The organism is Thalassobaculum sp., from assembly GCF_040219215.1.
In the GTDB taxonomy this organism is placed as follows: Bacteria; Pseudomonadota; Alphaproteobacteria; order Thalassobaculales; family Thalassobaculaceae; genus Thalassobaculum_A.
Genome location: NZ_JAVJSX010000028.1, coordinates 1 through 22,384, shown reverse-complemented (window position 1 = coordinate 22,384; position 22,384 = coordinate 1). Strand labels below are relative to the sequence as shown.

17 protein-coding genes and 1 pseudogene are annotated in these 22,384 nt (G+C 65.2%); 6 read left to right on the top strand and 12 right to left on the bottom strand.

The window, feature by feature from the left end; translation table 11 throughout:
* Positions 1–51: 51 nt before the first annotated feature.
* A complete protein-coding gene (locus tag RIC54_RS19655; RefSeq protein ID WP_350095696.1) occupies positions 52–1,773 on the bottom strand; it encodes a TIGR04372 family glycosyltransferase in 1,722 nt (573 codons plus the stop codon).
* Between RIC54_RS19655 and RIC54_RS19650 the strand changes: the two genes are divergently transcribed.
* Positions 1,739–2,989, top strand: a complete 1,251-nt coding sequence (locus tag RIC54_RS19650) for a hypothetical protein (RefSeq protein WP_350095698.1) — start codon at positions 1,739–1,741, stop codon at positions 2,987–2,989. The two genes, RIC54_RS19655 and RIC54_RS19650, sit on opposite strands and share 35 nt — an antisense overlap.
* A 37-nt stretch (positions 2,990–3,026) precedes the next feature.
* Here the strand turns inward: RIC54_RS19650 and wecB are convergent, their stop codons facing one another.
* Positions 3,027–4,115 carry a non-hydrolyzing UDP-N-acetylglucosamine 2-epimerase gene (wecB, locus tag RIC54_RS19645; RefSeq protein WP_350095700.1) on the bottom strand — a complete coding sequence of 363 codons (1,089 nt, stop codon included), beginning with the start codon at positions 4,113–4,115 and terminating at the stop codon, positions 3,027–3,029.
* A 247-nt stretch (positions 4,116–4,362) separates the two neighbouring features.
* Here wecB and RIC54_RS19640 point away from each other — a divergent pair, with 247 nt between their 5' ends.
* Together RIC54_RS19640 and RIC54_RS19635 are read left to right on the top strand one after the other, a co-directional pair.
* Positions 4,363–5,814, top strand: a complete 1,452-nt coding sequence (locus RIC54_RS19640; protein ID WP_350095702.1) for an amidase — start codon at positions 4,363–4,365, stop codon at positions 5,812–5,814.
* The gene (locus RIC54_RS19635) at positions 5,811–6,818 is read left to right on the top strand and encodes an alpha/beta fold hydrolase (protein ID WP_350095704.1); all 1,008 of its coding nucleotides are present in this window, start codon (positions 5,811–5,813) and stop codon (positions 6,816–6,818) included. Before RIC54_RS19640 ends, RIC54_RS19635 begins: the two co-directional genes overlap by 4 nt.
* A 121-nt stretch (positions 6,819–6,939) precedes the next feature.
* On the opposite strand, the gene RIC54_RS19630 is transcribed toward RIC54_RS19635, so the two are convergent.
* Genes RIC54_RS19630 through RIC54_RS19610 form a run of 5 tightly spaced genes read right to left on the bottom strand, consistent with a single transcriptional unit; the run spans position 6,940 to position 13,250 of the window.
* A complete protein-coding gene (locus RIC54_RS19630) occupies positions 6,940–7,950 on the bottom strand; it encodes a Gfo/Idh/MocA family protein (RefSeq protein ID WP_350095706.1) in 1,011 nt (336 codons plus the stop codon).
* Positions 7,947–9,608, bottom strand: a complete 1,662-nt coding sequence (locus RIC54_RS19625; RefSeq protein WP_350095708.1) for a flavin-containing monooxygenase — start codon at positions 9,606–9,608, stop codon at positions 7,947–7,949. Before RIC54_RS19625 ends, RIC54_RS19630 begins: the two co-directional genes overlap by 4 nt.
* Positions 9,609–9,641: 33 nt before the next feature.
* Positions 9,642–11,897, bottom strand: a complete 2,256-nt coding sequence (locus tag RIC54_RS19620) for a xanthine dehydrogenase family protein molybdopterin-binding subunit (protein WP_350095710.1) — start codon at positions 11,895–11,897, stop codon at positions 9,642–9,644.
* Complete coding sequence (locus tag RIC54_RS19615; protein ID WP_350095712.1) at positions 11,894–12,376, bottom strand: (2Fe-2S)-binding protein; 483 nt, start codon at positions 12,374–12,376, stop codon at positions 11,894–11,896. The genes RIC54_RS19620 and RIC54_RS19615 overlap by 4 nt, the downstream gene beginning before the upstream one ends.
* Before the next feature lie 4 nt (positions 12,377–12,380).
* Entirely contained in the window at positions 12,381–13,250 is an 870-nt protein-coding gene (locus RIC54_RS19610; RefSeq protein ID WP_350095714.1) for an FAD binding domain-containing protein, read from the bottom strand.
* Between the two features lie 290 nt (positions 13,251–13,540).
* On the opposite strand from RIC54_RS19610, the gene RIC54_RS19605 reads away from it, so the two are divergent.
* A complete protein-coding gene (locus RIC54_RS19605; protein WP_350095716.1) occupies positions 13,541–15,145 on the top strand; it encodes a GMC family oxidoreductase in 1,605 nt (534 codons plus the stop codon).
* A gap of 67 nt (positions 15,146–15,212) precedes the next feature.
* Here the strand turns inward: RIC54_RS19605 and RIC54_RS19600 are convergent, their stop codons facing one another.
* Genes RIC54_RS19600 through RIC54_RS19585 form a run of 4 tightly spaced genes read right to left on the bottom strand, consistent with a single transcriptional unit; the run spans position 15,213 to position 19,176 of the window.
* Complete coding sequence (locus RIC54_RS19600; RefSeq protein ID WP_350095718.1) at positions 15,213–16,262, bottom strand: ABC transporter ATP-binding protein; 1,050 nt, start codon at positions 16,260–16,262, stop codon at positions 15,213–15,215.
* The gene (locus RIC54_RS19595) at positions 16,259–17,083 is read right to left on the bottom strand and encodes an ABC transporter permease (protein WP_350095720.1); all 825 of its coding nucleotides are present in this window, start codon (positions 17,081–17,083) and stop codon (positions 16,259–16,261) included. The genes RIC54_RS19600 and RIC54_RS19595 overlap by 4 nt, the downstream gene beginning before the upstream one ends.
* A complete protein-coding gene (locus tag RIC54_RS19590) occupies positions 17,080–17,997 on the bottom strand; it encodes an ABC transporter permease (protein WP_350095722.1) in 918 nt (305 codons plus the stop codon). Before RIC54_RS19590 ends, RIC54_RS19595 begins: the two co-directional genes overlap by 4 nt.
* A gap of 15 nt (positions 17,998–18,012) precedes the next feature.
* A complete protein-coding gene (locus RIC54_RS19585; RefSeq protein WP_350095724.1) occupies positions 18,013–19,176 on the bottom strand; it encodes an ABC transporter substrate-binding protein in 1,164 nt (387 codons plus the stop codon).
* A gap of 280 nt (positions 19,177–19,456) precedes the next feature.
* Here RIC54_RS19585 and RIC54_RS19580 point away from each other — a divergent pair, with 280 nt between their 5' ends.
* On the top strand, positions 19,457–20,209 hold the full coding sequence (locus tag RIC54_RS19580; protein WP_350151347.1) for an SDR family NAD(P)-dependent oxidoreductase: 753 nt from the start codon (positions 19,457–19,459) through the stop codon (positions 20,207–20,209).
* 78 nt (positions 20,210–20,287) lie between these two features.
* Here RIC54_RS19580 and RIC54_RS19575 read toward each other — a convergent pair whose 3' ends face one another.
* On the bottom strand, positions 20,288–21,622 hold the full coding sequence (locus RIC54_RS19575) for an aspartate aminotransferase family protein (RefSeq protein WP_350095728.1): 1,335 nt from the start codon (positions 21,620–21,622) through the stop codon (positions 20,288–20,290).
* Positions 21,623–21,956: 334 nt separating this feature from the next.
* On the opposite strand from RIC54_RS19575, the pseudogene RIC54_RS19570 reads away from it, so the two are divergent.
* A pseudogene (locus tag RIC54_RS19570) lies at positions 21,957–22,384 on the top strand (flagellar motor switch protein FliG); the annotation flags it as partial.

Below are 22,384 nucleotides of genomic sequence, written 5' to 3'. Positions count from 1 at the left end.
TGACGCTTCGAAGAAAGTCATGATTCGGAACATAAAGCCCGACATGCTTTCTTATAAAATCCCCATTTTTTTAGCGAAACTCGGTGCAATTCTGACCTTTAGCGGATTGCTATAGTCAATTTCGCCGTCGGGATATTTTTCCATATCCTGTACTGCTTGCAAAATATCTTCAGGTGAATTATCCACAACGACAACATCATTCAAATCAAATAACAGTCTATTATAGACACCTCTGAATTCTCTATTCATCGTCAAGAATGGAATTCGATCGCCGTTTCTGTACAACGTCTTGGTGATTGTCATGGACTTTCGAGAGAACAAAAAATCTCCAAACGGCATCCAGTTCGTGTATAAAATTCGCTTATTGAACAACATTGGAACGTGGGACATTCCTGACGAGGTTCCAATCATCATTTTACAGATTGATGACAGAAAAATATCCATATAATCCGATTTTATATTTGAGAACGGATAATCTAACATTCCTTCAATTGGACGACTTGGCATCATACCGGAATCGCCCATCCGTATAATTTGATATCCGCGACTTACCAAATATCGCACGGCGAGATAATACGTCTCAATTTTCGCATTTCGCACCTCTGTCAGGACATGATAACCTAGGTGATTCCGTCGATTAGTCTCCCTTACATGAATCAGAACAATATTGTTAAGATTATGGACTCCAATTGACCTTAATTCATCAACACACTTTTTGATCGTACCGTCGTCCAACTCGACTATATTTTTGAAATTTTTAGAATAATATTGATCGAAGCTATTCGATATGATCGACCCAAGCGACGTCTCAAACTCATCACCCCTCAGTACCGGTAACATTCCAAGAGGCATGTAATAATACCGGACCCGATCAAGAGTGGACTTTTCGACAACGCCCACATCTTGAACAACTAAACTTTTCAAATAGTTGTTCTGAGATTCTGTTGGTTCCATTACGAATTTGGGCTTCTGATTTATCGTCGACATGCCTGCAGACAGCTCAAGCGCCTTGTATGACACTAAATGGCCGATATTTTCGAACTGCGCCGCGTCGAACAAAATGCATTCACTGCTTTCTAAATGAGAAAACTCCAGCAGCGCCCAGAATTTCTCCATATTCCGTACAAATTGATCATTTCCAGTAAATTTCATAAACCCAACGATATTTTTGATACACCATCTCATAAACGAAACATTTACACTGTTTTTGAAAACGCCCGCATCCAACTCATCACCACAAACAGCATTCTTGAGGCCTTCCGATATCACCCTGAGTTCACTGAAGTACTTTCCCGATGAATCGATATTTACGATGTCATCGGTATGAGAGACCAGAGTCATCATATATTTGACGAGTTCAATCAACACTTTGGTTTCTGGATCAGAACGCCAAGAGCATAGACTCCAGACCATTCTCCGATCTGTGGCCGACAAAGCACTTTTCGACAGGTAAAACACCAAAATCGACAGTAGATTTCTGGACTCGTTTAAGTTCGATATTATTCTCGAACGGAACACGGTTTGATTTGACGTGGTCTTCATCCAACAACCTTCATCATCAGCAGCGAAGCGCGTCACCCGCCGCCACTGCCGTCGGTCGACCAGCGGCCCGAAACCGGCATCGAGGGTCATGCTCCGGTTTCCGACGATTACTTCCGGACCGGTGCCAAAGCAACGGCTTGCATTGACCGCGGTCCGCCAGCTTGATTGAGTTCCGACGAACATGGCGGAGAGTGGCATGACGCGAGCCGACAAACCGAGCCGATTGGCCATGACCCAGCGCCCCAACGCCTCGGTGTATGAGCGGCTCGGCGTGCCGACGATCGTGAACGCCCACACCACCGCAACTCGGCTGTCGGGCGGCATCATGCGGCCGGAGGTTGCCGACGCCATGCGCGAGGCGACCCAGTGGAACGTCGACATGGCGACCCTGGAGGCGCGGGCCTCGGAACTGATCGCCGGGCATACCGGGGCTGAAGCCGGCTATGTTACGGCGGGCGCGGCGGCGGCCCTGCTGCTCGGGACCGCCGCCTGCGTGACCGGGCTGGATCCGGCACGGATGAACCGGCTGCCGGACACGACAGGCATGAAGAACCAAGTCGTGGTGCCGCGCAGCCACCGCAATTTCTACGACCACGCGGTGCGCGGCGCCGGGGTGACCCTGGTCGAGGTCGGGCTGTCAGACCGCTACGCCGGCGCCGGAGTGCGCGACACCGAGGCGTGGGAGATCGCCGCCGCCATCACCGAGCACACCGCAGCGGTGCTGTACGTCGCCGGGCCCGATGCCAGGCCGCCGCTGCCGGAGGTCGTGGCTGTTGCCCATGCCGCCGGCGTGCCGGTGCTGGTCGACGCCGCAGCCCAGCTGCCGCCGGCCGACAATCTGAAGCGCTTCATCGCCGAGGGTGCTGATCTGGTCTGTTACTCCGGCGGCAAGGCGATCGGCGGGCCGCAAGCGTCGGGTATTCTGTGCGGCAAGCGCGACCTTGTCATGGCTGCCGCCTTGCAGCACCTCGACCAGGACATCCACTGGGAGCAGTGGAACCCGCCCCCGGCCCTGTTCGACAAGGCGCGGATCCCGGGCCTGCCGCATCATGGCATCGGCCGCCCGGCCAAGGTCGGCAAGGAAGCGGTCGTCGGCCTGCTGACCGCGCTGGACCTGTTCGTCGCCGAAGGAGACGACACCCGCATCGACCGATGGACCGTGCAGATGGAGGCCTTGGCCGCGGCGCTGGGCGGCATCCGGCACGCCACCGTCACCCTGATCCGCGACCGGCGGCGGCCTTCGGCCCCCATGGTGCAACTGGCCCTGGACGAGGATGCCGCCGGGCTGACCGCGCTGGATCTGGTGCGCCGCCTGCAGGATGGAGAGCCGTCGGTGCATGCCAATCCATCGCGGGTGCACGAGGGCTCGGTGCTGTTCAGCCCGGTCGCCCTGCAACCCGGCGACGAGATGGTGATCGCTGAGCGAGTCCACGCCATCCTGGGGTAACCGGCAGCACGAGCGACGTCGGAGTTGCGTCGCCCCCCTACGCTGCCGCTCGCAGGTCGTGGAGAGCCGCGACGATACGCTCGGCGGCATGGCCGTCACCGAACGGATTGTCCGGGCTGGCCATGTCGGCATACGCCCGGCGATCGTCCAGCAGGCGCCTGACCTCTTGGGCCGCTAACCGGCCGTTGAACCCGATCAGCCGCGCGGTCCCGGCTTCAACCGCCTCGATCTGGTCGGTCTTGTCGCGCGTAACCAGGGTTGGCAGATGGTGGCTGGGTGCGGCCTCCTGCAGGCCGTTGGAATCTGTGATCAGCACGTCCGCAGTCGAGAGCAACGCCTGCATGGCCAGGAAGTCCAAGGCGTCGACCAGGTGGATATTCACCCCGCTTCCGATGGCGTTGCGGATGGTGCGCTTGAGCGTCGGATCGGGGTGCAGCACGAACACCAGTTCAATGTCGGGCCGACTCAAGGCGAGCCGGCGAAGCGCCCCACAGAACCGGACGATCGGCTTGCCCCAGAACTCGCGGCGCTGCAGCGCGATGACGATACGGTGGGTGCCGTCCGGTGGTGGCGGGCAGGTTCCGGCGAAGCGCGGCCGCGCCTGCTCGATCGCGTCCACGATGGTGTTTCCGACAACGTCGATCCGCTCGGACGGCACGCCCTCGGCCGTCAGGTTGTCCGCTGCACGACCGGTCGGCGCGAAATGCATCGACGCAATCCGGGTGATCAGTTGGCGGTTGCCCTCGTCGGGATAGGGCCGGTCGAGGTCATGGGTCCGGATCCCAGCTTCGACATGGCTTACCGGGACATTCGCGTAATAGCCGGCGAGCGCACCGACCAGTGCCGAGTTGCTGCCGCCCAGCACGACCACCCCGTCGGGGTCGGTCCGGGACATCACCTGCGAGGCCTGGTCGAGCATTCCGGCCATCTTGCGGCCCGTGCCGTCGCGCTGCACGGCCGGCAGCATCAGGTCGGCGGTAATGTCGAATGCCTCCAGCCCTGTCCTGGCCGACTCGACCTGCTGGCCGGTCAGCAGCACCCTCGATCCCAAGGTCCCGAGCCGCTGGCGAAGCCGGGTGTGGACCGGGGCCAACTTGATGGCCTCCGGCCGGGTCCCTACGACCACCAGAACCCGTGGATCAGCGTTGGATTCCCTCAGAAACGTCAGCGATTGATCGTTGGTGTCGATTGTTGGAGCGCTCCGTCAATTCCATGAGCCAGAATCGATATCGAGCAGCGCGTCAGCCACTCCCCCTGCCGATTGTAACGTCTGTTGGGGGCCAGGGTTCCCGCAAGCGGGCCTGCGGTGGACGAGGATTGACCGCCCCGCGCCGGCTTGCTTGAGTTTGCCGGCACACACAACGGAGGGCGATATGACGCGCCGCGACGAACTGATCCGGTTGACCGCGCGCGAGGCGGTGCGCCTGCTGGTGGCGCGCGAGGTGTCGCCGCTGGAATTGATCGACGCCGCGGCCGCGCGGATCGCCGAGGTCGATCCGGCGATCAACGCCCTGCCGACCCTGTGCCTGGACCGCGCCCTCGCCTTCGCCAAGGCGCTGCCCACGACTCCGCCGGAAGACCGGCGCGGCTGGCTGGCCGGCCTGCCGGTCGCCATCAAGGACCTGATGGACGTTGAGGGCGTGCGCACCACCTACGGCTCACCGATCCACGCCGACCACGTGCCGACCGCCTCGCACCCGCTGGTCAAGCGGATCGAGGCGCGCGGCGGGGCGGTGATCGCCAAGTCGAACACGCCGGAGTTCGGGGCCGGCGGCAACACCTACAACGAGGTGTTCGGCAAGACCCGCAACCCGTGGAACACCGCCCTCACCCCCGGCGGGTCGACCGGCGGCGGGGCGGCGGCGCTGGCGGCCGGCGAGGTCTGGCTGGCCCACGGCTCCGACCACGGCGGCTCGCTGCGCGGCCCGGCCTCGCACACCTCCACCGTCGGCCTGCGCCCGACCCCGGGCCGGGTGACCCGCGGCACCGCCAACAACCTGTTCAGCCCGAGTTCCGTCGAGGGGCCGATGGCGCGCAACGTGCCGGACATCGCGCTGTTCCTGGATGCCATGGCCGGGCAGTGCCCGCACGACCCGATGACCCGGCCGGCGCCCGAGCGCGGCTACGCCGACACCGTGGACGCAGCGCTGGCCGACAGGAAGGCCTGGTGGCCGAAGCGGGTGGCGTTCACCCCGGACCTGGGGGGCGTCGCCCCGGTGTCGAAGGCGGTGCGTGCAGTCTGCGAGACGGCGGCCGCCAAGTTCGCCAGCGTCGGCGTGACGGTCGAACAGGCCTGCCCGGAGATGGGCCACATCGGCGAGGCGTTCCAGATCCTGCGCGCCATGATCTTCGTGGTCAGCCACGGCGAGCGTTTGAAGACCCACCGCCACCTGATCAAGCCGGACATCATCTGGAACACCGAGAAGGGACTGAAGCAGACGCCCGAGCAGGTCGCCTGGGCCGAGCGCGAGCGCGCCGCCTTCTACCGCCGGGTGCTGGCGTTCTTCGATACCTACGACCTGCTGCTGCTGCCGGTTTCGGTGGTGCCGCCCTACGACGTGAACAAGACCCATATTGACGAGGTCGACGGGGTGAAGTTCGACAACTACATCGCCGCATCGATGACCACCTCGTCGATCACCCTGACCGCCTGCCCCGCGCTCAGCCTGCCGGCCGGCTACACCGAGGACGGACGGCCGATCGGGCTGCAGATGGTTGGCCGCCCGCACGACGAGGCCACGCTGCTGGCGGCGGCGGCCCTGCTGGAGGAGCAGACCGGGCTGGCGGACATGCTGCCGATCGATCCCCGGGTGGGCGTGGCATGACCCAGTACCAGAGCATCGGCGACCTGCCGCTTCGCCTGGGCGGCACGCTGCCTGACGCCCGGCTCGCCTACATGACCCTCGGCACCCTGGCGCCGGACGGGCGCAACGCCGTGCTGATGACCCACGGCTACACCTCGTCGCACACCTACATCCAGGGCGGCACCGGCGCGTCGGAGGGCAGTTGGGGCCGGCTCGTCGGCCCCGGCCGGGCGATCGACACCGACCGCTACTTCGTCGTCAGTTCCACCATGCTCGGCGCGTCGTTCGGGTCGACCGCGCCGCGCAGCCCGAACCCGGCCACCGGGCGCGCCTATGGCCCGGACTTCCCGCCGATCGTCCTGCCCGACATCGTGGCTGCCCAGCGCCGGCTGCTCGACGCGCTCGGCGTCAAGGCATTGGTCGCGGTGATCGGCCCGTCCTATGGCGGCTTCCAGGCCTTCACCTGGGGGGTGGAGTACCCGGACTTCATGAAGGGGCTGGTGCCGGTGGTGACCGCGCCGAACAGCCGCGCCATCGATATCGATGCGACCGAGGCGGTGCTGGCCCGCGATCCGAACTGGAACGGCGGCCACTACTACGAGGCCGGTGGCATTCTCGCCACCATGACCGCGCTGCGCGAGGACACCCTGCGGCGCTACGGCATCGACGAGGCCCTGGCGGCCGGCCTGCCCGACAAGGCGGAGCGCGACGCCGAGATCCGCCGCATGGCCCGGGACTGGGCCGAACAGGCCGACGGCCACTCGCTGCTGGTGCTGGGCCGGGCGATGAACCGCTACGATGTCCGGCCCGACCTCGCCAGGATCAAGGCCAAGCTGCTCTATGTCCTGTCGCGCACCGACGCGCTGTTCCCGCCGACCCTGGCGCCCGGCGTGATGCAGGCCCTGGCCGACGCCGGGGTCGACGCAATCTACGAGGAGATCGACAGCGAGCACGGCCACCTCGCCTCGGGCAGCGACGCCGCGAAATGGGAGCCCGCGCTGCGGCGGTTTCTGGCGGAGTTGTGAGGAAGGACAACTAGCTGCTGCTAACGGGCTGCAACCGGTCGAGTGGTCACCGTGTATTGCCGGTAGCAAGCGGATTCGACCCTGCGTTTTCAGTGCATCAACTCAGGATCACAGTACGCTCCTACTGATCCCACCTCGCCAACCGATACACGTCGTCTACCAGTTGCAGCGTCGCCAGATTCTCGGCCGCCGATGTCTCGAACGGTGCCCCCCGGCGCAGGGCGTCGGCGAAGTGGGCCATCACGCCGTCGAACGAGGCTTGGTAGGCTTCCTCCCTGTCCCAGGTCTGGGTGTCCCCGCCGCCGGACCAGCGCAGCGTCGAGTCCTCGAAGGTGATGGTGCCGCGCTCGCCGATCAGCCGCATCGTGTCGCTGCTGCGCGGCGGGCCGCCGGGGACGGTCAGCGAGGTCGACAGCGTGCCGATGGCGCCGTCCGGGCTTTCCAACAACAGCATGGCGGTGTCCTCACCGATCACCGCGTCGCTCAGCCGGGCGAGGCGCGCGCCGGCGACCGACAGGCCGTCGAGCAGGAAGCGCAGGGTGTCGATCTGGTGGATCATGCCCTCCAGCACGGTCAGCCGGGGCATGCGCGCCATGAAGGCCTGGCGGCGCAGGGCGGGTGGCGGCTGGCCCGGCAGGTCGGGCACCAGGCCGCTGGTCATCACCTCCAGGGTGAAGGCGCGGACCCGTCCGATCCGGCCCTCGTCCAGCCAACGCCGGATCAGCCGGTACTGCGGCCGGAACCGCCAGTTCTCGTGCACCATGAACGGCACCCGGTCGCCGATCTCGGCCACCAGGGCGCGGGCCTCGGCCAGGGTCGGGCACAGCGGCTTCTGGCACATGATGGCGATGCCGCGCGCGGCGGCTGCACGGCACAGGGCAGCGTGGAACTCCATGGGTGCCGCGATGTCGACGGCGTCGAGCGGTACGGCGTCGAACAAGGCATCGGCATCGGCGAAGGTGGCGGGGACGCCGAACTCGGATGCCCGGCCTTGGGCCGCTTCTGCCGACGGATCGGCGATCGCCACCACCTCGGCCCCGGCGCAGCGCTGCCATGCGGTCAGGTGGTAGCGGCTGATCATGCCGGCGCCGATCAGGCCGATGCGCAGCGGGGCGGATGCCGTTCCGGTCACGGCGCGGCGTCCAGGGCCAGTTCCCGGTACCCCCCGGCGGCAACGTTGTCGCACCATTCCCGATACTCGGGCGCCGTGCCGCTGTAGCGGGCGATGGTGCGGACCTGCTTGCCCTCGACGTTCAGGTTGACCCCGGTCATCCAGGAATCCACCTCGTTGGACAGCAGGCCCTCGCCCTTCTTCTTCACGAAGGCGGTCCATTCGGCCACCGCCTGGGGGCGCGGCTCGGCCACGCTCAACCCGCGCCCGGTCATGTGGAACAGCAGGCCGGCGATCCATTCCACATTGTACTCGATGCTGCGCGGGATGTTGCCCAGCGCGGTATGCGGCCCCATCACCATGAACAGGTTGGGGAACCCGTCGACCATCACCCCCAGGCAGGTCTCCAACCCGCCTTTCCAACGCTCCTTCAGCGCCCGGCCGCCGGCCCCGCGAATGTCGATGCGGTCCAGGCTGCCGGTGATGGCGTCGAAGCCGGTGGCATAGACGATCATGTCGAAGTCGAACGCGCCGGCGCTGGTCTCAAGCCCGGTTGCGGTGATCCACTGGATCGGGGTGTCCAGGATGCTGACCAGCTCGACGTTCGGCCGGTTGAAGGTCTCGTAGTAGCCGGTCTCCTGCGGAACGCGACGGGTGCCGAAGCCATGGTCCTTGGGGATCAGCTTGTCGGCAACGACCGGGTCGGTGACGCGCTGGCGGATCTTGCGGGCCACGAACTCCGACAGCAGGGCATTGGCCGCCCGGTCGATCAGCACGTCGCGGAAATTGCCCTGCCAGATGCCGAAGCCCGGCTCGGCATAGCGCTTCTCCCAGAACGCCTCGCGCTCCTCATCGCTCACCTCGAAGGTGCCGCGCTGGTCCGCGGTGTGCACGAAGCAGGCGGCGGTCTCGCGGCAGCGCTCGAAGATCTGCGGGTAGCGGCTGCGGATCTCGGCCATCTCGGCTCGGTCGATCGGCGCATTGTGCAGCGGCGTGCACCAGTTCGGTCGACGCTGGAACACCGTCAGGTGGCCGGCGGTCTTGGCGATTTCCGGGATCGCCTGCACCGCCGAGGCGCCGGTGCCGATCACCGCCACCCGCTTGCCGGTGAAGTCGACCGTGTGCTTCGGCCACAGCCCGGTGTGCCAGGCCTCGCCCATGAAGTCGCCCAGGCCGGGTAGGCGCGGATAGGTCGGGGCCGACAGCGGGCCGACGGCGGTGACCAGGAACCGCGCGGTGTGGCGGCTGCCGTCCTCTAGGGTCAGGGTCCAGCACTGTGCCGCGTCATCCCAACGGGCGGCCGCGACCCGGGCCTGGAAGGTGATGTCGCGACGCAGGTCGAACTTGTCGGCGAACCGGTTGAGGTAGCGCTCGGTCTCCGGCTGCGGCGAGAAATGCTCGGTCCAATCCCACTCGTCCAGCAGTTCCTGGTCGAAGGAATAGCCATACGACCAGCTTTCGGAGTCGAAGCGGGCGCCGGGATAGCGGTTCCAGTACCAGGTGCCGCCGACCCCGGTCCCGGCCTCGAACACCCGCACCCGCAGGCCGAGTTGGCGCAGCAGATGCAACTGGTACATGCCGGAAATCCCGGCACCGATGATCAGGACGTCGTAGTCGAGGCCCGGTGCCGCATCCGGCATCGGGCCCCTTTCCACGTCAGCTTCCTGCGAGACGGCCATCTGCCGTTCCCTTCAGCAGCAGGCTCGGCGGCGTTACTCCGCCGCCTGCAGCGTGCCCTCGTCCAGGCCTTCCAGCACCTTCGGCGGCGACATCGGCAGGCTGTAGTAGCGCTTGCCGAGGGCGCTGTGGACGGCATTGGCGACCGCCGCCATCACCGGGACCAGCGGCACCTCGCCGACCCCGCGCACCCCTTGGGGGTGCTTCGGGTTCGGGATCTCGATCATCACCGCGTCCAGCATCGGCATGTCCGAGCAGACCGGCATGCGGTAGTCGAGGAAGCCCGGGTTATCGACGTGGCCCTTCTTGTTGTAGATGTACTCCTCGTTCAGCGCCCAGCCGATGCCCTGAACCGCACCGCCCTGGATCTGGCCCTCGACATAAGCCGGGTGGATCGCCCGGCCGACGTCCTGGAACGAAGTGTAGCGCAGCACCCGGACGATCCCGAGATCCACATCGACCTCGACGTCGCAGATGTGGGTGCTGAACCCGCCCTCGGCGCCGGTGGTGTTGAGCTGCACGCCCGCGCCGATCGGCCCGCCGGTTTCGGACGCCTTGGCGGCGATCTCGGCCAGCGTCATGGTCGGGAAGTTGCCGGTGTGGTCGCCGCTCGGACGCGCCTCGCCGTTCTCCCACACCACCGCGTCGGCGCTGATGCCCCAGATCTTGGCGGCACGCGCCTTGAGCTGGCCGATCACCTGCTCGGCGGAGTCGGTCACCACGATGGCCGAGGCGAACAGCACCCGGCTGCCGCCGGTCAGGTTGCTGTAGCCGACGGTCGCGGTGTCGCCGATCAGCACCGAAACCCGCCGGTAGTCGATGCCCAGCAGTTCAGCCGCGATGTTGGCGATCGCCGCGCGTGAGCCGCCGATGTCCGGGTGGCCGGTGGTCACCACGACGTTGCCGTCCTCGGTGATGTTCACCTGCGCGCTGGACTCGCCGCCGGCGTTGAACCAGTAGCCACTGGCCACGCCCCGGCCCTGGAACTTGCCCAGCGGCGCCTTGTAGTGCGGGTGCTTGCGCGCGGCTTCCATGGTCTCGAGCAGGCCGATGCGCGGGTAGACGGGGCCGTGCGCCGCCTTGGTGCCCTCGCGCGCGGCGTTCTTGATCCGCAGGTCGAGCGGATCGATCTTCAGCGCCTCTGCGATCTCGTCGAGCACGCATTCCACCGCGTACGCGCCGATCGGCGCGCCCGGTGCGCGGTACGCCGCGACCTTGGAGCGGTTGGACACCACGTCGAAGCCACGGGACACCACGTTCGCGATGTTGTACGGCGCAAAGGCGCAACCGGCCGCACCGCGGATCGGCGAACCCGGGAAGGCGCCGGCCTGCAGGTAGAACACCCCCTGGGCAGCCACGATCGTGCCGTCCTTGGTGGCACCGATCTTGACCGTGCTGGTCGACCCGGAAGTCGGACCAGTGGCGCGCATCACCTCTTCGCGGCTCATCACCATCTTGACCGGCCGGCCGGACTTCTTGGACAGCAGCGTGGCCAGCGGCTCGAGGTAGACGATGGTCTTGCCGCCGAAGCCGCCACCGATCTCGGCGGGGATGGCCCGGATGCTGCTCTGCGGAATGCCGGTCAGCAGCGAGGTCATGGCACGCACCATGAACTGGCCTTGGCTGGAGCTCCAGATCGTGGTCTTGCCGTCGGACAGGACGCTGACCAGACAGGCATGGGTCTCGATGTAGCCCTGATGGACCGGGCGCGTGGTGAAGCTGCGCTCGATCACCACGTCGGCCTTGGCGAACCCGGCCTCGATGTCGCCCAGCTTATGCTCAAGCGTGCCGGCGATGTTCGACGGCTTGCCCTCGAACTGGACGAAGTCGTGCAGGATCGGTGCGTCCGGCTTGATCGCGTCCTCGATCTCGATGGCCCAGGGCAGAACCTCGTAGTCGACCTCGATCAGCTTGCAGGCCTCTGCCGCGATCGCCTCGGACATCGCGGCAACCGCCGCGACCGGATGACCGTGGAACAGCGCCTTCTCGCGCGCCATCACGTTGCGGGACATCCAGCGCATGTCCTGGATGCCGAGCGGCACCGCCTTGTCGACCGGGAACTCCACGATGTCCTTGGAGGTCACCACGGCCTTCACGCCCTGCAGCGCCTCGGCCTTGGAGGTGTCGATCGACTTGATGCGGGCGTGCGGGTGCGGGCTGCGCAGCACCCGGCCCCAGATCATGCCGGGCATGCTGGTGTCAGCGGCATAGGCCGCGCGCCCGGTAACCTTGTCGGCACCGTCCGGACGAATGGTGTTGGTGCCGATCCACTTGTTGCTGATTTCGTTCATCGAGCTGCCTCCCGCATCTCCGCTGCGGTATCCAGCACCGCGCGAACAATCTTGTCGTAACCGGTGCACCGGCAAAGGTTGCCCGCCAGCCAGTAACGCACCTCGGTCTCGGTCGGGTTCTGGTTCTTCTCCAGCAACGCCTTCGAGGCGACCAGGACGCCGGGCGTGCAGATCCCGCACTGCAGGGCGGCCATCTCAAGGAACTTCTGCTGCAGCGGGTGCAGCTTCTCGCCCTCGGCCATGCCCTCGATCGTCTCGATCTCGTGGCCCTCGGCCTCGGCCGCCAGCATCAGGCAGGAACAGACCAGCCGGCCGTCGAGCATGACGCTGCAGGCGCCGCAGTCGCCAGAGCCGCAGCCTTCCTTTGAACCGGTCAGCGCCAGTGGGCCGCGCAGCACGTCGAGCATGCTGTCGTTCGGATCGCACAGGAACTCGGTCGGCTCGCCGTTGATTTTGGTCGAAATATGCAGTTTGGCCATGGTCTCAAGCCCTCCCGGCGCGGTCGGCGGCAATGGCGACGGTGCGTTTCAGCAGCACGCCGGCAACTTTGGTGCGGTAAACGATGGTACCGCGCTTGTCGTCGATCGGACGGCAGGCAGCACGGCACGCGGCGGCGGCGGCTTCGATGGCCGCGTCGTCGAGCTTGGAGCCGATCAGGGCCTTGGCGGCGTCCTCGACCAGCAACACGGTCGGCGCCACCGCTCCGAGCCCGACCCGGGCGGCGGTGCACACTCCGTCCTTCAGCGTGAGGTTCACGCCGCAGCCGACCACCGCGATGTCCATCTCGGTGCGCGGGATCATCCGCAGATAGGCGTCGCTCGATCCCTTCGCCCGTGGCGGCAGGGTGAAGCTCACCAGGATTTCGCCCGGCGTCAGGTTGGTGCGGCCCGGTCCGACGGGCACGGCCTCTACCGGCATCTGCCGGCGCCCATTCGGTCCCTGCACCGTGACGGTCGCGCCAGCCGCGATCATCGCGGGCACGCTGTCGCCGGCTGGCGAGCCATTGCACAGATTACCACCGGCGGAAGCCCGGCCCTGGACCTGGGTGGAGCCGATCAGGTTGATGGCTTCCAGGACGCCGGGCCACACTTCGCCAAAGCGCGGATGCTCGTACAACACGGCGCCCGAGACCGCGGCACCGACGACAAAACCGCCGTCGGCGGTTTCCTCAATGCTGGTCAGTTCCGGAATCTTCTTGATGTCGACGATCAGGCCCGGCTGCACCATGCCGGCGCGCATCTGCACCAGAAGATCGGTACCGCCGGCCAGAATGCGGGCAGCGCCCGCAGCAGCAGCAAACGCACCAACCGCTTCATCGAGCGTGCTCGGCGCCAGATATCGCATATCCGTCATCGTTCTTCCCGTCGTCGTTTCCGGTATCCGCCCTTCCCCCATTGGATCGAGGGGATTCATCATATCAGTTGCTCGGGCAGGGCAAGGCTACGCTGGCCAAAGCGATTGGAACAGCCCCTACTCTCCAGCATGCTGGTCAGCCTGTTATAAAAGATCCACGTTGGCTCTGGCCACTCCCCGAATCTTGCGTCCCGGTCGTCCACGTGAGCTGATTTGCCCCAATCAGGCCTACCATCCCCGCCTAAATGCCCGGAACCCCCAAGAATCGCCCGCCCACGCAAGGCTCATTGATGCAAAGTTACGATTACATCATCGTCGGCGCCGGATCGGCCGGAGCGGTACTGGCCAACCGACTGTCGGCAAATCCGCGTTCCACCGTGCTGCTTCTGGAGGCCGGACCCACCGGTCACCCGTGGACTCACATTCCGGTCGGCTACGCCAAGCTGGTCTCCAACCCGGCGGTGAACTGGCTGTACAGCTCCGAAGCCGATGTGAACACCGGCGGCCGTCGGATTCCGGTACCGCGTGGCCGGATGCTCGGCGGCTCCAGCGCGCTGAACGGGCTCGCGTTCGTGCGCGGCCAGGCCCAGGACTTTGACACCTGGGCGCAGATGGGAAATCCAGGTTGGAGCTACGCTGATGTCCTGCCGTTCTTCAAGCGCATGGAGCGGTATGAGGCCGACGGCGACGACGCTTTCCGTGGCCGCGACGGCCCGCTGCGCGTCACCAATCCCGAACCGCGCGACCCGCTGTACCGGGCCCTGATCGCCGCCGCCAGCGAAGTCGGGATCGCCCACAACCCCGACTACAACGGTGCCCGGCAGGACGGCATCGCCATGAGCCAGGCGACAATCGCGTCGCGCCGTCGCATGAGCACCGCCCGCTGCTACCTGGATCCGGTACGCCGCCGCCCGAACCTGCGGATCGTCACCGGCGCCCTGGCCGAAGGGCTGATCCTTGAAGACAAGAGTTGCGTCGGCGTGCGCTACTCTGTCGCCGGACAATGCCATGACGCCCACGCCAGCCGCGAAGTCGTAGTCAGCGCCGGTTCCATCAACTCGCCGCAACTGCTCGAGCTGTCGGGTATCGGCCAACCGGAACGCCTGCGCGGCCTGGGCATCGAGGTGCGTCACGCCCTGCCCGGCGTCGGCGAGAATCTGCGCGATCACTATGCTCCACGGACCCGCTGGGCGGTCGGAACGCCGGGCTACACCTTCAACGACCGGGGCCGCGGCCTCGGGCTGGTGTGGCAGGCGCTGCGATACGCCGTCTCCGGGGGCGGAATGCTCGGCATGGTCGCCGCCCCAATCCGCGCCTTCGTGCGGTCCCGCGAGGGGCTGGACGCGCCCGACCTGCTGCTCGGCTGGGTGCCAATGCTCACAGAGCCGGGACCGGACGGCCCGGTGCTGTCCCGACAGGCCGGACTGACCTGCTACGCCCACCCGATGCGGCCCGAGAGCAAAGGCTCGATCCACATCACTTCGTCCGATCCCCGTCGAGCGCCCGCAATCAGCTTCAATTTCCTGTCCGCACCGATCGACGCGGCACTGACGGCGTGCGCCATCCGGGTGGCCCGCGCGATCATGACCGCGCCCTCGATGCTGCCACTGAATGTGACCGAGATCGCACCCGGCTCGGCAAAAATCGGCGACGATGAGATACTGGCTTGGGTCCGGCAGACGGCAGAGACCACCTATCATCCGGTCGGCACCTGCAAGATGGGACAGGACACGATGGCCGTGGTCGACGCGCGGCTGCAGGTTCACGGATTGACCGGATTGCGGATCGCCGACGCCTCTATCATGCCCACCTTGACCTCGGGCAACACAAACGCGCCGGCCATCATGATCGGCGAGAAGGCTGCCGAGATGATCCTGCGGGACGCGGTGAACTGACGACGACGCCAAGGTCGGCTGACCGGTATCACCGCCGTCGGTCGCCTTCGACGGCCCGTCGCGCTCCCTACGCCATATGCACGCGGGCGTGGCCAGGATCCCATGAAAGCCAGACGCGTTCGCCGGCCTTGATCCCGACATCCAGTTCTCTCGATGGCAGCCGGACCGGTACGGCGGGCCCGCCATCGACCTCGACGTGCAGCAGTGCCGTGAACCCCAAATAGAACACATCGACCACCGTTCCGGGCAGAGCTTGCTCCAGATCCGGGCGCTGTCGGTGCATGGCGATGTTCTCCGCCGCAACCGAGATGGCGCTCGCAGGTTCGACGCAACTCACGGTCAGGGCGACGCCGCCGACCCGCAGCACGCCCTCCGATGACGGCCCGGAGAACACCGCATTCTCTCCAATGAACTCGGCCGTAAAGCGTCGTTTTGGGTGCTCGTACATGGCGCGGGGCGTCCCGCTCTCGACCAGCGTACCGGCGGCGATCAGCGCGATCTGGTCGGCGACGGTCATCGCCTCTTCCTGGTTGTGGGTGACGTGGATGAAGGTAGTGCCCACGCTTTCCTGAATGTGCTTCAGCTCAAAGCACATGTCCTTGCGCAAGGTTGCATCGAGCGCGGCCAGCGGCTCGTCGAGCAGGACGATCGACGTCTGCAGCACCAGCGCCCGGGCAAGCTGCACCCGCTGCTGCTGGCCACCAGACAGCGCGCTGGGCCGCCGCCCTTCGTATCCCGTCAACCCGACCAGCCGGAGCATCGCGGCGGTCCGCTCGCGGAGTTCATCCTTGGGAAGCCGGCGCAACTCCAGGCCATAGGCAACGTTCTGCTCCACGGTCATGTGCGGGAACAGCGCGAAGCCCTGGAACACCATGGCGGTGTCCCGGCGGTTGGCCGGCTCGTCGGTGACGTCACGCCCACCGATGCGGACCCGGCCGGTCGTCGGGCGGATCAATCCGGCGATCATGCGCAGGGTCGTCGTCTTGCCCCCTCCCGATGGGCCGAGCAGCACAAAATACTGTCCATTCGGCACCGCGAAGCTGGTCGGCTTCAACGCGCTCACCGCGCCATAGTTCTTGGAAACCCCATCGACTTCGACGGCGGGAACACCGCTCATACAATCCTCCGGCGAAGTGCGACGACCAGGACGAGACCAATTGCCGCCATCGACACAAGGCTCACCAACCCCGCCATGGCGTAGACCTCCGGCGTCATGCCGGTGTTGAGCATGTAGGACACGAGATAGGTGGGAAACGTATCGAACCCGCCCTTGAGGAAGTTCGTACGGACATACTCGTTGAACGACAGGATCGTCACGAAGGCACCGGCCGAGAACACCCCGGGCCGGATCTGCGGGAACTCCACCTGCCAGAACGCCTGCCAGGCGTCGGCGCCACAGGTTCGCGCGGCCTCGGTCTGCTCCGGGCGGAAGCGCCCCATGGTCACCAGGATGACCACGAAGGCATAGGGCAAGCACCAGGTAATCTGTCCGGCTACGGCGGTCCACAGCGACAGGTCAAACAGTTCCACCCCGATCAGCCCATCGACAAGCCCGTTCAGGTTCTTGAAGTACACCAACAGGGCGGCAGCCGTGACATCGGCCGGAACGAACAGCGGCGACAGCATCAGGAAGACGAACGGCACCTTGAATTGGGTGCCTTGATAGAACTTGGCCGCCAGAACGCCCATGGGAGCGGTGACAGCGACCACGATCGCCGCGATCAGAACGGTCCAGCCCAGCGACGTCCGGATCTCGGCGTTGTTGAACAGTTCAACGTACCAGAAGACGGTGAAGTCGTACTCCGCCGCGCCAAAGCCATTGGCGTTGAACGAGATCCACAGCGTGTACAGAACCGGCAGCATCAGCACGCCGACCACCGACAGCAGATAGGTCCACTTCGCCCTGTAGACCCAGCGACTCTCGTAATCGTGGCTCACCGGAACGGCTCCAGCAGCTTGGTCAGGTCGAACAGCCAGTGGCCGATCAGCAGCAGCACCACCATCATCGCCACCATGATTGCCGCGATCGCCATCGCCAGCGGGAAATCGAGGGCGGCAATCGCATTGACCACCAGCGTTCCGGCGTTCGCTGCCCCCGGCCCGCCAAGCAGATCAGGCACCAGAAACAGGCCAAGCGAGTTGACGAAGATGAAGATCGCTGCCGCGACGATACCGGGCGCCGCCAGTGGAATGATGACACGGCGCAGGGTCACGGCCAGACCAGAGCCGATGTCGTCGCACAGCTCGAACACGTAGTCGGGCACCGCCTCCATCGCCAGAAACCCGCAAAACACCATGAATGGCAGGAACGACAGAACCTCGCCGATCACCACGCTGGTCGGGGTGAACAGCAGGGCCGACACGGGTTCGTCGACGACCCCGATCGACATCAGCAGGTCGTTGACGATCCCGTTGCGGCCCAGCACCGGGCGCAGTGCGAACAGCCGGATCACCTCGGAGATCATGAACGGCAGGATAAACAGCAGGACAGCCTGGTGCTGGGCGTGCGCCGGTACCGAGCGGCGCACGAACACAGCGATCGGGAACCCGAGCACAAACGCGACACCCACGGTAACGGCCGCTGACTTCACCGACCCGAGGAAGCTATCAATCCGACCGGATCCGAAGAAGTCCTGATAAGCAGCCAAGGTGAAGCCCGGCTCCATCCAGAACATCGTTCGCTCGAACACACTCCACACCAGCGTGAGCGCAAGCGGAATCAGGAAGAACACGACCATGAAGACCAACGGGATCCACAGGACAAGGCGCCCTGGCCCATGGTCGTCGACGATGGCCTGCCAGAGGGTGCGGCGCTGCGGTGCCGCCCCCCCGGAGTCAGTCGGTCCGGACATCGGGCTCCTGCCGGGTCAGGCGGCCTGAACGCGCGACCACCATTCCTGATACGCCCGCAGTTCCTTCGGATAGACGTTCTGCCAAGCGTTGCCCTTGACGGCGTAGCGCTGCTCCTTGCTCTTCAGTGTCGCCTTCAGGTCGGCCACGTTGAAGTCGGCCGGATGGGCCTCAAGGTAATCGACCATGCCGGTCGTCAGCGAGGCAAAGCCAAAGCGCGACAGCTGGCGCGTTGTGTACCAGGGCGAAAGGCAGGTGTCGGCGAGCTTGTAGAACGCCTCGTCAACCCCGCGCTTGGCGGCGTCCTTGGTCAGCATGACGACATTGTTCCAGACCTGATGGCCTTCCTTCATCGTGCCATAGACGATGTCCTGGCTGGCCTTGCCGGCCGCTACGCGCTGGATCGGCTCCCAGCACGACATCATGACCACCTCGCCGGATGCCAGCAGGTCGACCCCCTGCTGGAAGCCGTTCCAGAACGTACGGAACTGACCGCCCTTCTTCTTTTCGATCAGGTACTCGGCAACCCCCTGCACCTCGTCCTTGGTCATGTTCGACCGGTCCTTGATGTTCATCTGACCGGATTCATGCAGATAGATCGCCGTGACCGTCATGGTCGGTCCGAAGTCGTTCTGCATCGCCACCTTGCCCTTGAACTCGGGGTCGAACAGCGGCGCCCAGCTGTCATAGTCCTGGCCGAGCACGGTCTTGTTGTAGGCGAGCGAGTCGGCATTCGCGATGTAGGGTACTGCGAAGATCTTGTCGTTGTAGCGGATCGAGTGGGCCGCCGCTCCGTTCGGATCGCGGACTTCGTCCCTGAGCAGGCCCCAGTTCTTCATCCGGGAGGTGTCGAGTTCGGCGATCACCCCGTTCTCGGCCATGGCATCTTCCATACCTCCGCCGTTGTCGGTGAAGGCGTCGTAGAGCTTCTTGCCGTCGCCAACCATCATCTTGGACAGGGCCTCGTCCGCGCTGGCGCTCTTCGGACTCCAGGCAATCGTGATCCCTGCCTGCTGCTCGAAGGGCTCCCAGGTCGGAAAGGGACGCATGATCGGGGCAGACCAAAGGCGGATCGTCGGTCCCGCGGCCTTCGCCGGAGCAATACCGGCCGCGGCGACGCCACCGGCCGTAGCCGCAAGTCCCTGCAGGAACAGGCGCCGATTGAAATCCATCTGCTTCATGGTGTCCTCCTCTTCGAACCCGTTGTGACGGCACAACCTCTCGCGATCACCAGTCCAATCACCCTGCACGCAATGGGGCTATATTGTAAACTGTCAACAGAAAGCTGACATCGACATCAAGCACAGCCACATCCGTTCGGCCACGGCACAACAGTCAATCCGTCATTCAAATGCCGGGCCTAGCGCTTGCTAAAGTATTGAAACCGGGCGATTTGATAATCCGGATCCGTCAGCTTCGGCTGACCGAACCGGTGACGCGACAATACCAGGGAGACGGTTCATGGACCTCAGGGGCGCGGTCGCGCTGGTGACCGGCGGCAATGGCGGGCTCGGCCAACGCATCTGCCATGCGCTGGCAAAGGAAGGCGTGCACATCGCCGTCATGTACGCCAAGAGCCGAGACCAAGCGGAAGGCGTCGCACGCGAACTGTCCTCCGGCTTCCAGATCAACGCTGCCGCATTCGCCTGCGACATCACCGATGGCGCCGCGGTCGAACGGTTGGTCGGCGACGTCACGAAGCACTTCGGCCGCCTCGACATCCTGGTCAACGATGCCGCCTACAACAAAGCGATCCCGTTCACGGATCTTGACGGCCTTACGCTCGATGAATGGGACAAGATCATGTCCGTCAACCTGACCGGACCGATGCGCCTGATCAAGGCCGTGGCACCCGTCATGAAGACCCAGGGCAACGGCCGCATCGTCAACATCGCGTCGGGGGCGGGATTGTCTCCGACCGGTTCGTCGATTGCCTATGCGGTATCCAAGGCCGGCCTGATCCACCTGACGCGATGCATGGCAGTCGGCCTCGCCCCCGAGACCTTGGTGAACTGCGTGGCACCGGGTTTGCTGGAAGGCACGCGCGCCACCGCCAACCTCAAATCCGAACAGATCGAGCGCGCCTCTGCCGCCTCGGTCCTGAAGAAGCCGGCCGACAAGGACGACTGCGCCGACATGGTGGTCACCATGTGTCGAACCGAAACCATGACCGGGCAGACCGTGGTGATCGATGCGGGGCGGGTCTTCCACTGAGGGCGGCGACCCGCTTCGAGTTCGGTTCAGCCGAGCCAGGCCGCCTCCGCTGAGGCAATACCCGGGTGCCTTGCCGGTTCAATGGCTCGTCGAAGCGATTGCCCGGTCGATCGCGTCACCGACCCGCTCGACGATCTCCGCCAGTTCATCGTCGGTGGTGATGAAGGGCGGTGCGACCAGCACGTGGTCGCCCGACTTCCCGTCGATCGTGCCGCCCATCGGATAGCAGATCAGTCCGTTCTCCATCGCTGCGGCCTTGACCCGGTTGTGCAATGCCAGCGCGGGGTCGAAGGTCGCCTTCGAAGCGCGATCCGCGACCAGTTCGAGCCCCACGAAGTAGCCTCGGCCGCGGATCTCGCCGACATGCGCATGATTGCCGAAGCGCTCCTCCAACAGGGCACGCAACGTCGCCCCGCCCGACTGAACGCGTGCCAGCAACCCCTCGTCCCGGATCGCGGCCTGCACTGCCAGCGCCGCCGCGCAGGCAACCGGGTGGCCCATATAGGTATGGCCGTGCTGGAAGAACCCGCTGCCCTCGTGGATCGCTGCGTACACACCTTCCGACGCGATCACGGCGCCGATCGGCTGGTAACCGGCGCCCAGCCCCTTGGCCACGACATAGACGTCGGCCACGACCCCGTCGTACTCAGACGCGTACAGGGTGCCGGTCCGTCCCATGCCGCACATCACCTCGTCGAAGATCAGCAGCACTCCGTGGCGGTCGCAGATCGTGCGCACGCGGGCAAGGTATCCCGGCACGGCTGCGACCGCGCCAAGGGTCGCGCCGACCACCGGCTCCAGGATGAACGCCGACACCGTTTCCGGACCAACCCGCAGGATCTCGGTCTCAAGCTCGTCCGCGACCCGCAGGCCGTACGCCTCCTCGGTCTCGTCGTGACGACGATCGCGGTAGGGGTAGCATGGCGCTATGTGGCTCCAGTCCTGCAGATAGGGCTGATACAGGGCACGCCGGGCCATGTTGCCGCTGGCCGAGAGAGCGCCCAGCGTGTTGCCGTGGTAGCTCTGGCGACGGGCGATGATGCGGTGGCGGGAGGGCTCGCCGCGCTCCACATGGTACTGCCGGGCGAGCTTGATCGCGGCCTCGGTCGCTTCCGATCCGCCGCTGACGAAGAGTGCCCTGGCCATACGCCCCGGCGCGTTCCGGACCATCAGTTCGGCCAGTTGCTCGGCCGGCTCGCTCGAGAACGCGCCGGTGTGGGCGAAGGCGATCCGACCGACCTGGTCGCGCACTGCGGCAATCACCCGCTGGTGGCTGTGGCCCAGGCAGGACACCGCGGCGCCGCCCGACGCATCCAGGTAGCGCTTACCGCTGGAATCCTCGATCCAGATCCCCTCACCGCGCACGACGACCGGCATGTCCGCGCGGGTGTCGCGGTGAAACACATAGCTCATGGCGTTCCTCGGTTCCGAAGGGAAGTACCGGCCCGGCAACCTCCCGGGCATCGATTCACCGGCACTCTCCCATCAAAGAATCGGGCGGGCAACAAAGCGGTTCTCCGGCACGATCGTCGGTTATCACGGATGAGCGCATGCCCTTTTTCAGGAGCCACTCTGCGAATGCCCGATACGGGCCGTGGATCATTGCGCTGTCCGGTTCGGCCGGATTCCTTTAGTGTAGGCGGCTACGCGGTCATTCTTCCTCCAGCAGAGGTCCATCGCCATCGGCACGCGCGCTCGCGAGGACTACCGCAGCATCACCGGCCCCGAGAAGGCGGCCATCCTGCTGATGTCGCTGGGCGAGGAACAGGCGGCCAAGCTGTTCGGGCAGATGGACGACGAGGAGATCAAGGAGATCTCCCAGGTCATGGCCGGACTCGGCACCGTGTCGTCCAACATCGTCGAGCGGCTGTTCGTCGAGTTCGCCGAGCAGGTCTCCTCGACCGGCTCGCTGGTCGGCTCGATCGACTCCACCCAGCGGCTGCTGGCCAAGGTGCTGGGCGAGGATCGCGTCCAGGACATCATGGAGGAGATCCGCGGCCCGGCCGGCCGGACCATGTGGGACAAGCTCGCCAACGTGAACGAGCAGGTCCTGGCGAACTACCTGAAGAACGAGTACCCGCAGACCGTCGCGGTCATCCTCGGCAAGATCCAGCAGGCCCACATGGTGCGGCCGGCGGGACCGCGGATCTCCTCCATGATGTCCTGGACGCGGTC

Excerpts from the sequence above, each read along its gene's own strand:
- RIC54_RS19650 (WP_350095698.1), top strand. The coding sequence starts at position 1,739 with ATGACGCGAGCCGACAAACCGAGCCGATTGGCCATGACCCAGCGCCCC.
- RIC54_RS19655 (WP_350095696.1), bottom strand. The coding sequence starts at position 1,773 with ATGGCCAATCGGCTCGGTTTGTCGGCTCGCGTCATGCCACTCTCCGCC.
- RIC54_RS19640 (WP_350095702.1), top strand. The coding sequence starts at position 4,363 with ATGACGCGCCGCGACGAACTGATCCGGTTGACCGCGCGCGAGGCGGTG.
- RIC54_RS19635 (WP_350095704.1), top strand. The coding sequence starts at position 5,811 with ATGACCCAGTACCAGAGCATCGGCGACCTGCCGCTTCGCCTGGGCGGC.
- RIC54_RS19625 (WP_350095708.1), bottom strand. The coding sequence starts at position 9,608 with ATGGCCGTCTCGCAGGAAGCTGACGTGGAAAGGGGCCCGATGCCGGAT.
- RIC54_RS19620 (WP_350095710.1), bottom strand. The coding sequence starts at position 11,897 with ATGAACGAAATCAGCAACAAGTGGATCGGCACCAACACCATTCGTCCG.
- RIC54_RS19615 (WP_350095712.1), bottom strand. The coding sequence starts at position 12,376 with ATGGCCAAACTGCATATTTCGACCAAAATCAACGGCGAGCCGACCGAG.
- RIC54_RS19610 (WP_350095714.1), bottom strand. The coding sequence starts at position 13,250 with ATGACGGATATGCGATATCTGGCGCCGAGCACGCTCGATGAAGCGGTT.
- RIC54_RS19605 (WP_350095716.1), top strand. The coding sequence starts at position 13,541 with ATGCAAAGTTACGATTACATCATCGTCGGCGCCGGATCGGCCGGAGCG.
- RIC54_RS19600 (WP_350095718.1), bottom strand. The coding sequence starts at position 16,262 with ATGAGCGGTGTTCCCGCCGTCGAAGTCGATGGGGTTTCCAAGAACTAT.
- RIC54_RS19590 (WP_350095722.1), bottom strand. The coding sequence starts at position 17,997 with ATGTCCGGACCGACTGACTCCGGGGGGGCGGCACCGCAGCGCCGCACC.
- RIC54_RS19585 (WP_350095724.1), bottom strand. The coding sequence starts at position 19,176 with ATGAAGCAGATGGATTTCAATCGGCGCCTGTTCCTGCAGGGACTTGCG.
- RIC54_RS19580 (WP_350151347.1), top strand. The coding sequence starts at position 19,457 with ATGGACCTCAGGGGCGCGGTCGCGCTGGTGACCGGCGGCAATGGCGGG.
- RIC54_RS19575 (WP_350095728.1), bottom strand. The coding sequence starts at position 21,622 with ATGAGCTATGTGTTTCACCGCGACACCCGCGCGGACATGCCGGTCGTC.